12 protein-coding genes and 1 pseudogene are annotated in these 14,069 nt (G+C 47.8%); 8 read left to right on the top strand and 5 right to left on the bottom strand.

Annotated features, from left to right (window positions below; translation table 11 throughout):
• The first annotated feature begins 30 nt into the window (after positions 1-30).
• The 4 genes from IO95_RS01285 to ycjG all read left to right on the top strand — a co-directional run bounded on the left by IO95_RS01285 (position 31) and on the right by ycjG (position 5,183).
• Positions 31-1,428, top strand: coding sequence for a YcjX family protein (locus IO95_RS01285; protein ID WP_023491686.1), 1,398 nt, complete (start codon positions 31-33; stop codon positions 1,426-1,428).
• Positions 1,425-2,486: a YcjF family protein gene (locus IO95_RS01280; protein ID WP_023491687.1), complete on the top strand. Its 1,062-nt coding sequence runs from the start codon at positions 1,425-1,427 to the stop codon at positions 2,484-2,486. Before IO95_RS01285 ends, IO95_RS01280 begins: the two co-directional genes overlap by 4 nt.
• A 145-nt stretch (positions 2,487-2,631) precedes the next feature.
• A complete protein-coding gene (tyrR, locus tag IO95_RS01275; protein ID WP_023491689.1) occupies positions 2,632-4,215 on the top strand; it encodes a transcriptional regulator TyrR in 1,584 nt (527 codons plus the stop codon).
• 2 nt (positions 4,216-4,217) lie between these two features.
• A complete protein-coding gene (gene ycjG / locus IO95_RS01270) occupies positions 4,218-5,183 on the top strand; it encodes an L-Ala-D/L-Glu epimerase (protein WP_023491691.1) in 966 nt (321 codons plus the stop codon).
• Positions 5,184-5,205: 22 nt separating this feature from the next.
• Here the strand turns inward: ycjG and mpaA are convergent, their stop codons facing one another.
• Positions 5,206-5,913, bottom strand: a complete 708-nt coding sequence (mpaA, locus tag IO95_RS01265) for a murein tripeptide amidase MpaA (RefSeq protein WP_023491692.1) — start codon at positions 5,911-5,913, stop codon at positions 5,206-5,208.
• A 165-nt stretch (positions 5,914-6,078) separates the two neighbouring features.
• On the opposite strand from mpaA, the gene IO95_RS01260 reads away from it, so the two are divergent.
• The 4 genes from IO95_RS01260 to IO95_RS01245 all read left to right on the top strand — a co-directional run bounded on the left by IO95_RS01260 (position 6,079) and on the right by IO95_RS01245 (position 11,564).
• Positions 6,079-7,713, top strand: a complete 1,635-nt coding sequence (locus IO95_RS01260) for an ABC transporter substrate-binding protein (protein ID WP_037383461.1) — start codon at positions 6,079-6,081, stop codon at positions 7,711-7,713.
• 169 nt (positions 7,714-7,882) lie between these two features.
• Entirely contained in the window at positions 7,883-9,217 is a 1,335-nt protein-coding gene (locus IO95_RS01255; protein WP_023491694.1) for a VWA domain-containing protein, read from the top strand.
• A 99-nt stretch (positions 9,218-9,316) separates the two neighbouring features.
• Positions 9,317-10,831 carry a cell wall metabolism sensor histidine kinase WalK gene (locus tag IO95_RS01250; RefSeq protein ID WP_023491695.1) on the top strand — a complete coding sequence of 505 codons (1,515 nt, stop codon included), beginning with the start codon at positions 9,317-9,319 and terminating at the stop codon, positions 10,829-10,831.
• A 31-nt stretch (positions 10,832-10,862) separates the two neighbouring features.
• Positions 10,863-11,564 carry a response regulator transcription factor gene (locus IO95_RS01245; protein ID WP_023491696.1) on the top strand — a complete coding sequence of 234 codons (702 nt, stop codon included), beginning with the start codon at positions 10,863-10,865 and terminating at the stop codon, positions 11,562-11,564.
• Positions 11,565-11,712: 148 nt separating this feature from the next.
• Here IO95_RS01245 and IO95_RS01240 read toward each other — a convergent pair whose 3' ends face one another.
• The 4 genes and pseudogenes from IO95_RS01240 to IO95_RS25490 form a co-directional block, all read right to left on the bottom strand.
• Entirely contained in the window at positions 11,713-11,937 is a 225-nt protein-coding gene (locus tag IO95_RS01240; protein WP_023491697.1) for a helix-turn-helix transcriptional regulator, read from the bottom strand.
• Between the two features lie 10 nt (positions 11,938-11,947).
• A complete protein-coding gene (locus IO95_RS01235) occupies positions 11,948-12,541 on the bottom strand; it encodes a DUF2975 domain-containing protein (RefSeq protein WP_235186723.1) in 594 nt (197 codons plus the stop codon).
• A gap of 640 nt (positions 12,542-13,181) precedes the next feature.
• Complete coding sequence (locus IO95_RS01225) at positions 13,182-13,589, bottom strand: VOC family protein (protein WP_023491700.1); 408 nt, start codon at positions 13,587-13,589, stop codon at positions 13,182-13,184.
• A gap of 234 nt (positions 13,590-13,823) precedes the next feature.
• A pseudogene (locus IO95_RS25490) lies at positions 13,824-14,069 on the bottom strand (hypothetical protein); the annotation flags it as partial.

Genomic DNA, 14,069 nt, shown 5'->3' with positions numbered 1-14,069 from the left:
TGATGACGGGTAAATATTCGTTGGAGAGCAATGAAACGATTGCAACATGAGCTTACTTCGCTGCTCAACCGGGGCATGGACCGCCATTTACGTTTGGCGGTAACCGGGCTGAGCCGCAGCGGTAAAACAGCGTTTATCACCTCGTTTGTCAACCAACTGCTGAATATTCACAGCGGCGCTCGTCTACCCCTATTTTCGCCAGTGCGAGAAGAGCGCCTGCTGGGGGTTAAACGCATTCCTCAACGAGACTTCGGGATCCCGCGCTTCACTTATGACGAAGGATTGGCACAGCTCTATGGTTCACCGCCAAGCTGGCCAACACCAACGCGCGGCGTCAGTGAAATCTGTCTGGCGTTGCGTTACCGCTCAAGTGACTCTCTGTTACGTCATTTTAAGGAAACCTCGACGCTGTATCTGGAGATTGTTGATTACCCCGGTGAGTGGTTGCTGGATTTACCGATGTTGGAACAGGACTATCTGGCGTGGTCACGGCAGATGGGGGGGTTACTGCAAGGGGATCGGGCCAAATGGGCGCAACCTTGGTTAACCTTGTGCCAAGCACTTGATCCATTACAACCAGCTGATGAAAACCAATTGGCAGAGATTGCTCAGGCCTATACCGATTACCTGCTACAGTGCAAGGCACAAGGGTTGCACTTTATCCAGCCGGGTCGTTTTGTATTACCCGGGGAATTGGCTGGCGCGCCTGCGTTGCAGTTTTTCCCTTGGCCAAATATTGCCGAGCTGGAGGACCCTCGCTTAGCGCAAGCGGATAAAAACAGCAATATAGGGATGTTACGCGCGCGCTTTAATTATTATTGCCAGTCGATCGTCAACGCCTTTTATAAAGAGCATTTTGTTCGCTTTGACCGCCAGATTGTCTTGGTAGACTGTTTGCAACCTCTCAACAGTGGTCCACAAGCGTTTAATGATATGCGCTTGGCACTCACCCAACTGATGCGCAGTTTCCACTATGGTAAACGGACCCTGTTTCATCGTCTGTTTTCACCGACCATTGATAAGCTGATGTTTGCTGCCACCAAAGCGGATCACATTACTGCTGATCAGCATTCCAATCTGGTTTCATTGTTGCAGCAACTGGTGCAAGAGGCTTGGCAGAACGCCGCATTTGAAGGTATCAGTATGGATTGCCTCGGCTTGGCTTCGATACAGGGGACAGAAAATGGCACTGTTGAACACCATGGGCAACGAATGGCTGCACTGAAAGGCCACCGGCTAAGTGATGGTGAACCATTGACGGTATTCCCCGGTGAGGTGCCAGCCCGTTTACCTGGCCCGGCATTCTGGCAGCAACAAGGTTTCCAGTTTGACCAATTTCGCCCTGGTGTGATGAGCATTGAGAGTCCATTGCCGCATATTCGCCTAGATGCCGCGATGGAATTTTTATTGGGAGACAAATTACGATGAGTGAACCGCTAAAACCGCGTATTGATTTTGAACAGCCGTTGCAGCCGCCACAAGAGCCAGTGCTGCGCGCCAGTATGGCATTTGATCAACAACAGGCTGAGAATTTTTACCCTACCTCGCCGGAGCTGGAACAGGAAGAAGAAGAGGGGCGCGCGGAAGGGATCATCAATGCGGCATTGAAACCCAAGCGTAGTCTATGGCGCAAAATGGTGAATGCGGGCTTGCTGCTGTTCGGCATCAGTGTGATAGCCCAAGGTGGGCAGTGGTTGCATAGCTCTTGGGTTCAGCAAGATTGGATTGCCCTCGGTGGGGGCGTCGCCGGGGGATTAGTGGTATTTGCTGGTATTGGTTCGTTGGTGGGCGAGTGGCGGCGGTTATATCGTTTGCGCCAACGAGCGCAAGAGCGTGATGAGGCCCGCGAATTATTACACAGCCATGGCTTGGGTAAAGGGCGCCAGTTCTGCGAACAGTTGGCGCAGCAGGCGGGGTTGGCAGCAGGTCACCCAGCATTACAACGTTGGCAGGCTTCACTGCATGAAACCCAAAACGATCGAGAGGTGGTGGTACTGTATGCCAAGCTGGTACAACCGGTACTGGATAGCCAGGCGCGGCGGGAAATTAGCCGTTCGGCCGCCGAGTCAGCACTGATGATTGCTGTCAGCCCACTGGCGTTGGTGGATATGGCATTTATTGCCTGGCGCAATATTCGGCTGATTAATCGTATTGCGACCTTGTATGGCATCGAACTGGGGTATTTTAGCCGAATACGGTTATTCAAGCTGGTGTTACTGAATATCGCTTTTGCTGGCGCGTCTGAATTGGTGCGGGAAGTGGGGATGGATTGGATGTCACAAGATATTGCGGCTCGTCTTTCAGCACGGGCAGCACAGGGGATTGGTGCCGGACTGTTAACGGCGCGCTTAGGTATTAAAGCGATGGAACTTTGCCGCCCTTTGCCTTGGCTGGAGGGGGATAAACCGAAACTTGGCGATTTCCGTAAACAACTTGTCACACAGTTAAAAGAGACGATGAGCAAAAGTGGCTCTCGGCCGCAATAAATCCTGGTTCAATCGCTTTTTGGTCACCGCTGGAATAAGAAAACAGAGTTCTGTCAACTTCTGCTGACAGATGACTTCTTCTGTTCGGAGGGAGGGAGTATCATGGTGAGATATTCCCGCACCTGCAGAGATAAGGTCAATACTGATGCGTTTGGAAGTATTTTGCCAAGACCGTCTCGGTCTTACTCGAGAATTACTCGATCTTTTAGTATCCCGCGGCATCGATTTACGTGGTATTGAAATTGACCCCATCGGCCGTATTTATCTGAATTTTTCCCAACTCGATTTTGATGTTTTTCGTGCCTTGATGGCTGAAATCAGGCGAATCGATGGGGTCACTGATGTGCGCACTGTCAACTTTATGCCTTCAGAACGTGAACACCGGGCATTACGCGCGCTATTAAAATCAATGCCGGAACCGGTATTTTCCATTGATATGAAAGGCAAGGTAGAGCTTGCCAATCCGGCTGCACAGATATTGTTTAATTTCAGTGAAGATAAAATCCGTCATCAGACCGCCAGTCAGCTGATTAGTGGCTATAACTTTGGCCGTTGGTTGGAGAGCGAGAATATCACGTCCCATTCCGAGCGTGTGGTGGTCCACAGTCAGGATTTCCTGATGGATATCACCCCCATTTATCTGGAAGATGAGCAGCAGCAGGGGGCCCCGGTGGGTGCCGTGGTGATGCTAAAATCGGCTGCGCGTATGGGGCGCCAGCTACAGAGTCTGGCAGTCAATGATGACAGCGGTTTTGAGCAGATTGTCGGTGTCAGCCCGAAAATGCGCCAGGTACTGGAACAGGCGCGTAAATTGGCGATGCTGGATGCGCCGTTGCTGATTGTCGGCGACACCGGAACGGGTAAAGATATCTTGGCACGTGCCTGCCATCTGCGTAGCACGCGCGGAAAGCAACCTTTCCTGGCATTAAACTGTGCGGCATTACCCGACGATGTGGTTGAGAGTGAACTGTTTGGGCATGCTCCTGGGGCTTATCCCAATGCGTTGGAGGGGAAAAAGGGTTTCTTTGAGCAGGCGAATGGCGGCTCAGTGCTGCTGGATGAGATTGGCGAGATGTCGCCACGCATGCAAACTAAACTGCTACGTTTCCTGAATGACGGTACTTTCCGCCGTGTAGGGGAAGAGCATGAAGTGCATGTGGATGTGCGGGTGATCTGTGCAACTCAGAAAAATCTGGTTGAGCTGGTGCAGCGTGGAGAATTCCGTGAAGATCTCTATTACCGCCTTAACGTATTGACGATATCTATTCCTCCTTTACATCAACGCCCACAGGATATTTTGCCACTGACGGAACTGTTTGTGGCGCGCTTCGCCGATGAACAAGGGGTACCCAGACCGAAGCTGGCGAGTGATCTGAACAGTTTCCTCATCAAATACAGTTGGCCGGGTAACGTTCGGCAGTTGAAGAATGCCATCTACCGTGCTCTGACACAGACGGATGGCTTTCAACTGCGCCCGCAAGACATCATCTTGCCGGAATTTGAAGTGGAAATGTCATTGGCGGATGAAGTGTTGGATGGGTCGTTGGATGATATCAGCAAGCGTTTTGAACGCTCGGTGCTGACACGTCTTTATCGTACTTACCCCAGCACACGTAAACTGGCCAAACGCCTGGGGGTTTCACACACCGCCATCGCCAACAAATTGCGTGAATATGGGCTGAGTAGCCGTAAGCTCACTGATGACAGTGAGGATGTTATTCAGGAGTAACGATGAGAAGCATGCATTTTCATGCTGAATCCTGGCCGTTGCATACCGCTTTTGTGATAGCGCGGGGTAGTCGCACACAAGCCAATGTGGTGGTGGTAGAGATTGAACAGCAAGGCCACTGTGGCATCGGTGAATGCACGCCTTATCCCCGTTATGGTGAGAGCGAAATTTCAGTAATGGAACAGCTTGCTGCGGTCGCTGATGCTGTAGCACAAGGGGCAACGCGGCAAGATTTACTGCATCTGATGCCTGCGGGTGCAGCACGCAATGCTGTTGATTCTGCGTTATGGGATTTGGAATGCCATCTTACTGGTCGCGACCGCTGGCAGCTTAGTGGTGTGGTGGCACCAACCCGTGTAGTGATGGCGCAAACAGTCAGTATCGCAGCACCTGAAGCCATGGCATTAGCGGCTAAAACGTTGCAGCAGCAGGGCGCCACCTTACTGAAAATCAAACTGGATAATGATTGGGTTGATGAAAGGATGCGGGCGATCCGTAACGCTGTGCCACAGAGCACATTAATCGTCGATGCTAATGAATCTTGGCAAGAGCAACAATTAGAATCTCGTTGCCATTTGTTGGCAGAGTTGGGGGTTGCCATGCTAGAGCAACCGTTACCTGCCAATAATGACCGTGCTCTGCAAAATTTTGTCCATCTATTGCCGATTTGTGCTGATGAAAGCTGCCATACCACGGCTGACCTGCCGCGTTTGGCGAATCGTTACCAAATGATCAATATCAAGTTGGATAAGACGGGGGGCTTGACCGAAGCACTGAAACTGGCTGCACAGGGGCGAGAGCAGGGGTTTGATATCATGCTCGGCTGCATGTTGTGTACTTCTAGAGCGATCACTGCGGCATTGCCGTTGGTACCAGGCTCACGTTTTGTTGACCTTGATGGCCCAACCTGGCTGGCAAAAGATGTGGAGCCAGGTCTGGCCTTTGAGTGCGGAGCCATTGCACTGTAGGCATGGAATTGTAGGTACTGAATCAATCACCATAGGTCAGTAATTCCACCATGGCATCCAGGTAAGTTTCACTGGCGGCATCAGCAGAGATGGGTGGCAATTCAGCGGTGATACAGGGTAAGGATAAATCCGCACACCAACTGCCAAAAGAACCGGGTGTTTCATAACCGACGCTGGTGACCAGTGGCAGAGCAAACTTATGTGCAAGCCACTCTCCTAATCTGGACTTTTGCGGGTCTTCCATGCAGGCCAGGGGTTCATGGAATGACACCACCCAAACTGGCTTTAAGCGATAAATGAGATGGCATAATCCCTGGGTCTCAGGTTCGGAACCGGGCCTCCCGCCGGTAGATAGCCGCACATCGCGTGTTTTGGCGCTACTGTTCCAACGATAAACCGTCTCCCCGGAACGCCAATTGGCGGCTGGAAAATTGCGGTTTAGATCAACACCATTGGCATTGGCGCGTAGCCCAAGCTGGCAACCATCGGGGTTGACCGCCAGGATCACATGATGACGCAACTGATTAGGCTCAATACTACGTAATGCGCAGGATAGGGTGACCACCGCAGCAGTTTCATCACCATGGGTGCCTGCTATCACCAATCCGCTGTTCGGGCCCTGGATGGCCGCGGGGAAGTAGAGTAACGGTGCACCTAGCACTGATTTGCCATACTGCTCACCAGCAGTGGTCAGTTGGCCTCGTTCACTCCGTGGTCGGTGTTGGATCATGCTGTGATTCCTTCATGCCAAAATAAAGAAGCTGTGGTGATGCTCAGTGTATTATGCTTTAACTTAATTTTCACAGTCTGTTAGGCGAATAAAGCGCTTCTGGCCGTCTTGCGGCTTGAAAGGCGATAGGAATGCATGATAAAAATTTTGCATGGTTAATCAATAATGGCGGGAAGAAAAATGCAGCAGAGTTTTCGTTTGGCACTTTGTGCGCTGGCGATCAGCGCAGTGATGGGTAATGCAATGGCCGCCCAGGTTCCTGCTGGTACTTTGCTGGCGGAAAAACAAGAAATTGTCCGTCATATTAAAGATGAACCGGCATCACTGGATCCCATTAAAGCCGTGGGGTTACCAGAAGCGCAGGTGGCGCGTGACCTGTTTGAAGGTCTGGTGAATCAGGATGCACAGGGCAATGTGATCCCTGGTGTTGCGGTGAGTTGGCAAAGCAATGATAACCAAACCTATATTTTTACCTTACGTAAAGATGCCCGCTGGTCAAATGGTGACGTTGTCACGGCAAAAGATTTTGTTTATAGCTGGCAACGGCTGGTTGACCCCAAAAATACATCGCCATTTGCCTGGTTTGCCCAGTTGGCAGGTATCCAAAATGCCGAAGAAATTATTGCTGGCAAAATGCCAGTGGATAAACTCGGGGTAGTGGCGTTAGATGACCATACGCTGAAGGTACAGTTAAATAAACCGGTACCTTATTTTGCTAGCCTGACGGCGAATTTCAGCCTGTTCCCAGTGCCCAAGGCCACCGTTGAAAAATATGGCAGTGACTGGACCAAAGTCGGTAATTTGGTGGGGAATGGGGCGTTCAAATTGCAAGACCGCGTGGTAAACGAAAAGTTGGTTCTGGTACCCAATGAGCATTATTGGGATCACGCACAGACGGTACTGACTAAAGTCACCTTTGTACCGATTAATCAGGAATCCAATGCCACCAAACGCTATTTGGCTGGGGATATCGACATCACAGAATCCTTTCCAAAAACCATGTACCAAAAGTTGCTGAAAGATATTCCTGGTCAGGTCTATACACCGGATCAACTGGGCACTTATTACTACGCATTTAATACCCAACGGGCACCTACCAACGATGTCCGGGTACGCCAAGCATTGTCATACGCGATTGATCGGCAAATTATTGCCGAAAAAGTGCTGGGTACTGGTGAAAAACCTGCCTATCATTTTACACCGGATGTCACCGCTGGCTTTAAACCACAAGCTAATCTATTGCAACAACAGACCCAGGAAGAGCTGAACGCTCAAGCCAAGGCATTGATGCAGGCAGCGGGTTATGGTCCGAATAATCCGTTAAAACTCACTCTGCTCTATAACACGTCCGAGAGCCATCAGAAGATAGCGATTGCGGTGGCCTCAATGTGGAAGAAAACATTGGGTGTTGATGTCCAATTGCAGAATCAGGAGTGGAAGACCTATATCGATAGCCGTAATACCGGTAATTTTGATGTGATACGCGCTTCCTGGGTGGGGGATTACAATGAGGCTTCGACTTTCCTGTCGTTACTCACCTCTTCCCATACTGGTAATATCGCCAAATTCAAAAATCCGCAATATGACCAGTTACTGGCGCAGGCCAGCCGTGAAACAAATCCGACGCTGCTCACCGCCGATTACAATAAAGCGGAACAGATGATTGCGGAAGAAGCACCAATAGCGCCAATTTATCAATATACCAATGGTCGTTTGATTAAACCGTGGGTGAAAGGCTACCCAATCACTAACCCGGAAGATGTCGCTTATAGCCAGCAGATGTATATCTTGAAACATTGATTTACTGTGCTGTTGATACTCTCAATCATTCGAGTTGCTGTTTCTGCAACTCGAATGATTCAGCAGGAGAGTAACTTTTACGATTTTTTGACATCTTTATACAGCAGAAAGACATCTTGTTGTTCAAGATAGGCAAGAATGCATTGGATTATTTTACTGGAGTATCACCATGAATCTAAAATGTATTCTTGCGCTATTCGCGTTATCGGTATTGCCTTGGGGGGCCCAGGCTGAGAGTACGGCCCCAAATAAAGTCATCGTCAAATCTCAAGTGGCTTCTCCCGTTGTTCTGGAAAACAGCCAAGAGAAAAACTACCTGAAAATTTCGCTGGTGGGTTACCCGCAGGCCATTGCACAGCGTCACCCGATTAATCTGGCGCTGGTGATTGACCGTTCGGGATCAATGGACGGTGAGCGGATCATCAATGCCAGAGATGCGGCCATTACGGCAGTTAATATGCTCGACAGTAATGATACCTTGTCGATAGTGGCTTATGACTCTGAAGCTGAAGTGATACTGCCAGCGACGAAAGTAAAGAATAAGCAGCAGATAATTAATGCAATAAGACGTAGCATTGAATCAGGCGGCAGTACCGCCTTGTTTGCTGGGGTTAGCAAAGGGATCCAGCAGGTGAGCCGTCATCTGGATAAAGAACAGATAAACCGTATTATTCTGCTTTCTGATGGTCAAGCCAACGTCGGGCCAACCTCCAATAGTGAATTAGCCGAGCTGGCCAGAGTCGCTGCCAAAAAAGGTATCGCCATTACCACCTTTGGTATTGGTGAAGATTATAACGAAGATCTGATGACCACCATTGCCAGCTATAGCGACGGAAATCATGTGTTTGTGAAAAATGCCAATAATCTGGAAGGAATATTGGCCCATGAATTTAATGATGTGATGTCAGTGGTAGCACAAGATGTCGAGGTGGTTATTACCACCCCGGAGCAGGTGACACCCGTACGTTTGCTTGGCCGCGATGGCACCATCAGCAATAACAAGGTGAAGGTAAAACTTAACCAACTGTATGCCAACCAGGAAAAATATGTCTTGTTGGAAGTGGTTCCAGCAAAAGGGCAGCATGCGGAAACCAAACTGTTGGCTGATGTGAGTGTCAGTTATGCCAACCTCAGTAGCAAACGGGTTGATACGGTTGATGAAAAGGTGAATGTCAGTTACAGCCAGTCCTCACAAGAAGTGAATTCAGCCCAAGTGGATGATGTGATTGTTGATTCAGCTATTCAGAAATCAGCCATTGAAAATGAGCGCGCGATACAGTTGATGGATAAAGGGCAAATGGAAGAAGCTAAAGCGGTCATTAGCGGCAATGCAGCGGAATTACAAAGCTTGAAACTCAAAACACCGGAAGCCAGGCAGAAAGCGGAATCCAGTGCGCAGATGAACAAGAAGATGGTGGAAGAGTTAGATAATGAAAGCAAGGCTTCATCGCGTAAGGCGGTAAAAGAACAAAATTTCAATATTAAAACGCAAAAGAATCAATAATCGTTTTGATTGCTGGCTGCAGGCAGTTGCAGCCGGCATCAACAGAGTCTAAAGCAGAATTCCATTGGTGACGGTGTCACCAACCCTCCTAGGAGCCAGATGTTCAAGCGCAGAAGTTTAATCATTTTTGTCATGATGACGCTGGTGATTTTCAGTTTGATCACTTATCTGGGTGTGCGCACCATCGAGCACGAGGTATTGCAGCGTCACTACCAATCCAAGATATTGGCACAGACGCGCGCCGCGCAGATGAGCACCAGTATCATGGATATTCTCCAGCAGAAAGCGACACGTCTGGACGCCATTATGGATTATGTCCAGCGCGATGATGACTCCTTTAAAAAGCTGATTGAGCAAGACAGTGATGTTAATGCAGTTTTTGTATTGCAAAAAGGTCACTTGCTGTATCCCAAGGATAATGAGCCACTGAGTCAACAAGAGCATGCCTGGTTGCAGATGATCGCCCCCCTGGTGGATGACCCTTCCTTGCTTTACAGCCACAGTCTAAAAAACGAGCATGCGGCGCCACAATCAGGCTGGTTTATCGGCGGAGAGCTTCAGGATGCGCTACTTATTTATTGGCGTAATAAAGGTAGCGACACGCTAGGATTTCGCGTTTCTTATATCAATTTACTTTCTGATGTCATCAATGCTGCCCAAGTGGATTTTGGCAACGATACGTTGGTCGTCAGAGAGAATGGGCGGGTGCTGTATCAGAGCAACCCCTATCGGCTATTAGATGAAAAACGACTACTGGAACAGCAAAACCTGCCATATCCACTTTCGGGCTGGCAGGTTAGTTATTATGGTCAGGCAGTCAACACATTGGCGGTATACCTCTGGGGTGGGATATTTATTCTGCTAATGCTGGCCAGTATTGGGTTTATTCTCTTCCGTCTATACCGTGAATATACGCAAAAAACACGCTTGGCACGTCAACAGGTGAATTTTGTTAGCCAGGTATCCCATGAGCTGAAAACCCCACTGACCAATATCACACTCTATGCTGAGCTACTGAAAGAGGAATTGACTGATCAGCATGGTGGTCAGCTAGGCTATTTGAATGTGATTATTGGCGAGAGCCAGCGCTTATCCCGTCTGATCCAGAATATTCTCACGTTTACGCGTGAACCCAAGTTGTATCTTCAGTCAGTGGATGTCAGCCAATTAGTCACACAGATTGCTCATACTTTTACACCTTCCCTGCAGGCTAAGGGAATGGCGCTGGTTGTCACAGTGGCTGAAAATGCGCTGGTGAATTCTGATGTAGACCGTTTGACGCAGATTATCAACAACTTACTCAATAACACAGAGAAATATGCCGCTACAGGGAAGCAAGTTGACTTACAAGTGGTTGCCCATGCGGACTATGTCGATATTCATGTACGGGACTATGGGCCAGGTATCGCAGATAAAGAGTTCGAAATGATTTTCATGCCTTTTTACCGGGTAAAATCAAACATTACTGAAGGGGTCTCAGGCACAGGTATTGGTTTGACGATCGCTCAGCAACTGGCACACAGTTTAGGTGGCAAGATCTCGGTGACAGCACTGTCTCCGGGGGTGCGTTTCACACTACGGTTGATGCGCCAAGCGCCCGCTACGGCGGCATAACGCTCCATCGCGATAATCCCAAGGGAGAATGATGAAAATACTGGTGGTTGAAGATGATACCAATATTCGCCAAGGACTGGTTGAAGCGCTTTCCCGCGAGGGATACACACTGATTGCTGCGGAAAACGGCAAAGTGGCGCTGGAAAAATACCAGCAGCAAAAACCAGACTTTATGATTCTGGATATCATGATGCCAGAGATGGATGGTTATCAGGTATGCCGTGAAATCCGCAAACAGGATGAAGATATCCCGATTATTTTTTTATCGGCCAAAGATGAAGAGATTGATCGTGTGGTGGGGTTAGAACTGGGTGCCGATGACTATATCAGTAAGCCATTTGGCATTCATGAAATTCGCGCCAGAATTAAAACCATTGCTCGGCGTTGTTTGCGTAGAAATAACCCTCAACCGGATACCCGTTTCTGCTTTGGCGACTTGACCGTCTATCCCAATGAGTTGTGTGCACTACGCCAGACAGAACGTCTGGAGTTATCGCTGCGTGAGATAAAAATTCTGGTTTGTCTTTATCAGCATAAAAATCAAGTGGTAACTCGGGAAATGTTGTTCGACGCAGTCTGGGGTTATGACTATTTACCCAACAGCCGTACACTGGATCAGCATATTTCTAAACTACGCAAAGTGATTGAACAGGATCCCAACAACCCATTATTGATTCGCACGGTACATGGGGTAGGCTATCGTTATCAAGTGACGTCAGATTCACCGCGATAACCCCACGTCAAGACGACATCTAGTGGAATAGCGGGGGAATGGCAGTTCGTTGGTATTCTGTTGGGGATTAAGAAACCTCATCCCTGAGGTTCTCACTTGCTGATAAAACGGACGAACCATATTTATGATCTAGCTGCTCTCGCGGCAGCTATTCATTGTCTGGCTTTGTTTCATCAGAATAAATTAATATATCTCCGGGCTGACATTCTAAATAGCGACAAATTGCATCCAGAGTAGAAAAACGTAACCCTTTCACTTTACCTTGTTTTAGCAGAGAGACGTTTTGTTCTGTAATACCAATGACTGACGCTAAATCTTTAGACTTCATTTTTCGCTTGGCTAACAGCACATCAAGTTTCACGATGATTGTCATAGTAATACCTTTAAATAAACTCTTGATTTTCTGTGTATATCATACTTGCCTGTTGCAATATGTGAGCAATGATGGTGATGCAAACAGCGAGGAATAAGGCAACAACATCTTGTACGGTGAAACTAAACGAGATGAATTGCTGACCTTCAGGCGCTTGCATGGTCAACCAAATGCTCAGTAAAGGCTCACAAATAAAAGTTAACAGCGTCCAGATGGCAATAGATTTACCCACTCGTCCCAAATGTTGTGCGGCAGTGACGGAAAAATAGGCTTTTTGTGCATAGGTTTGAAAAAGCAGACGCAACTGATAGAGCCCAAACACCAGTGCAAGCAGTGGAATGCTGGATAAAATAATAGCGCCGGCAATTTGCCATCCTGGCAGGGAGGCTACATTAACTTTGCTGTCACTGATAAAGGTCTCCGTCAGAGAAAACCCCAAGCCATGCCCGGCAATATTACCAGGAAATAACCAAGCGACCACGTTCAGTAAGATCATCATGATAAGAAAAGCGAGAGTGATGGTAGCCATCCGTTTGCTTAGGACTGAAATACGTGTTGTTGACATAAGAACCTCTGTTTTATGTGTGTCAGGAAGTGCGATCATGCCAATAAAATTATCGTAAAACAATAATAATTTAATGTTTAACGTTGTTTTATTATTGTTTTATTTAAATTCAAAAGCTTATCTTTTGATGAGCAACACCAAAAGGTCATCAGACTTGGCGATTGATGTGAATAGCGTGTCGCTTGGCAAGCCCCCCAGTCTGTAAGGCCAGATTTTTGCCAACAACATAAGTTCACTGGTCATCTGTTATCAATAGGAAGAACAAATTTCCCATAACCAAAGAGAATGTTTTACTCTGGTTAGCCAAAGTCACTACGACAGTATGGGTATGTTTGCCCAATCACATGTGGCCCTGATGGGCGGTTGCTTGTGGTTGAAGCGTACGGCGAGCGGGTTATAAGCAAAATTCTTACGGAAAAGGTCATTTAAATTGAGCAGCATCAACATATTTTTATTATAAATGCGGCATGCTTTTAAGCGCAGGTGAATGCAACGTTGAGCGATGGGCGTTGCGCTCCATAATTGTTTTATTTTAGAATTATGCACATAGCAGATTTGATTCAATAATGCCGGTTTAATCACCGGCATTTTTTTATCGATATTTCTTTGAGTGGTGCAGAGCTAGCCAACGTTTTATCAGTATTACTGTGGCAAGACAGGGTGGCTGAATGGCCAAGCGCTAGCAGCAGCCGGCGACACTTTCGTTCCAGAAACTGGCTTCTATTTTGTGGCCATCCAAGTCACGAACAAAACAGCCATAATAAGCATCACCATATTCAGGGCGAAGGCCTGGTGCGCCTTCATCTTGTGCCCCTGCGGCCAACGCCTGCTGATAAAATGCATCAACTTGTTGTTTACTGGTGGCAAAAAAACCAACATGAACGCCATTGGCGGTGCCAGCAGGTTTACCATCTATAGGGATTTGCAGCCAGAACTCTGGGTACTCATGGCCATAGCCAATGGCACCGGGGAAATCATGCACTCTCCGGCAACCTAGCGCACTGAGTACCTGATCATAAAATTGTGCGGCAAGATCAAATTTATTGGTTCCTAACGAGACATGTGAAACGCAAGGGGTAATATCCATCAGTTATCTCCTATTTACTGTATAAAAAAACAGTAATACATGGAGTTCATGATGTCAGGTAGCCAATGCGATAAGTGTGATCAGGTTCACAACCAAAATAGGGTAGACAATCGTAAAGGCGTTAAATCGATGGGCTTGCCCTGTGCATCTTCGTCAGAAGTATTTCAATCAAAGATTGAAAAACTAATGACAACAATGGGATAGTCCCTTGTTGTCATTAGATAAATGAAAGGATCAGAAAATAAACAGGTTTTCTTCAATATTAACGATTGCAACTCCTCGCAGAGTAATCTGGCTGTCAAAATAAGACACTATCGTGTCGTTATTCACCGCCTTGAAGTGCAGATCGTCAAAGCTCAAAGCTGAGTTGCTGAACAATATCTTGTCATCTTTAACATTGAAGTCCGCAATAATGTCCTTACCCGCACTGTCGCTGAAAATAAACAGATCGTTGCCCGTGTAGCCGTATAAGGTATCATC

The organism is Serratia sp. DD3, assembly GCF_000496755.2.
This window is presented reverse-complemented; position numbering and strand designations above follow the sequence as displayed.

Coding starts and splice junctions, on each gene's coding strand:
- IO95_RS01285 (WP_023491686.1), top strand. CDS start 31: ATGAAACGATTGCAACATGAGCTTACTTCGCTGCTCAACCGGGGCATG.
- IO95_RS01280 (WP_023491687.1), top strand. CDS start 1,425: ATGAGTGAACCGCTAAAACCGCGTATTGATTTTGAACAGCCGTTGCAG.
- tyrR (WP_023491689.1), top strand. CDS start 2,632: ATGCGTTTGGAAGTATTTTGCCAAGACCGTCTCGGTCTTACTCGAGAA.
- ycjG (WP_023491691.1), top strand. CDS start 4,218: ATGAGAAGCATGCATTTTCATGCTGAATCCTGGCCGTTGCATACCGCT.
- mpaA (WP_023491692.1), bottom strand. CDS start 5,913: ATGATCCAACACCGACCACGGAGTGAACGAGGCCAACTGACCACTGCT.
- IO95_RS01260 (WP_037383461.1), top strand. CDS start 6,079: ATGGCGGGAAGAAAAATGCAGCAGAGTTTTCGTTTGGCACTTTGTGCG.
- IO95_RS01255 (WP_023491694.1), top strand. CDS start 7,883: ATGAATCTAAAATGTATTCTTGCGCTATTCGCGTTATCGGTATTGCCT.
- IO95_RS01250 (WP_023491695.1), top strand. CDS start 9,317: ATGTTCAAGCGCAGAAGTTTAATCATTTTTGTCATGATGACGCTGGTG.
- IO95_RS01245 (WP_023491696.1), top strand. CDS start 10,863: ATGAAAATACTGGTGGTTGAAGATGATACCAATATTCGCCAAGGACTG.
- IO95_RS01240 (WP_023491697.1), bottom strand. CDS start 11,937: ATGACAATCATCGTGAAACTTGATGTGCTGTTAGCCAAGCGAAAAATG.
- IO95_RS01235 (WP_235186723.1), bottom strand. CDS start 12,541: ATGATCGCACTTCCTGACACACATAAAACAGAGGTTCTTATGTCAACA.
- IO95_RS01225 (WP_023491700.1), bottom strand. CDS start 13,589: ATGGATATTACCCCTTGCGTTTCACATGTCTCGTTAGGAACCAATAAA.